Origin of the sequence: Mesorhizobium sp. M7A.F.Ca.ET.027.03.2.1, assembly GCF_003999175.1 — a bacterium.
Taxonomy (GTDB): Bacteria; Pseudomonadota; Alphaproteobacteria; order Rhizobiales; family Rhizobiaceae; genus Mesorhizobium.
This window is the reverse complement of the sequence record NZ_RZOM01001666.1, coordinates 1-751: the sequence shown is the minus strand read 5'-3', so window position 1 is coordinate 751 and position 751 is coordinate 1. Positions and strand designations below refer to the sequence as shown.

General features: G+C 63.1%; 1 protein-coding gene. It reads right to left on the bottom strand.

The window, feature by feature from the left end; translation table 11 throughout:
• Positions 1-751, bottom strand: a 751-nt coding sequence (locus EN750_RS37215; protein WP_148669951.1) for a TonB-dependent receptor plug domain-containing protein, incomplete at both ends; no start/stop codon positions are given.

The following is a 751-nucleotide window of genomic DNA, read 5'->3' as shown; positions in this document are numbered from 1 at the left end:
GTGTAGGTCTGGTTGGTGGTGTTGGTGTCATAGCGGCTCAGCGTCGGTGAGGTCGAGCCGCTCGATCCGGTGATCTGGTCGTTGTAGCGCTGCAGGATGGCGCCGAGCTTCAGCTCATGGCCATCGGCCGGCCGCAGCGTCGTCTTCAGATAGCCGCTGGTCACCCGCTCGCCCGTCCATGGCACGGCCTCGCCATTGCCGTCGGTGTAGCTGTCGCGGTCCCGGTAGATGAGGTTGCCGATGATGTCGGCATCGTCGCTGAAGCGGTAGGCGCCGGTGGTGCTGGTGGTGAAGCCGTCGCCATTGTCCTCATAGCCGAGCTTTTCGCTCAGCGCCCAGCGTTCATCCTTCTTGAGGAAATCACCGGCATCCTTGGTCTCGAAGGAGACGACCCCGCCGATGCCGCCCGAACCATAGGCGTTCGAAACCGGGCCGCGAATGACGGTGGCTTCCTTGATGAGGTCAGGTTCGACATAGAACGAGCCAGAACCATGACCGACGCGCCAATAGTCCTGGCGGGCGCCGTCGAGCGTCACGACGACGCGGCCATATTGTTCCAAACCGCGAATGTTGATGGCGGTCGCCGGGTCGTCGCCATTCATCGAGGCGGCGACGCCTGGCGTGGTGCGAAAGATGTCGGCGGCGGTGTCGGGCTGGATGCGGTCGAGTTCGTCCTGATCGATGGCGCTGATGGCGGCCATCGATTCGATCACCGCCGTCTTGATCATCGTCGCCGAGATGGTGATCACGT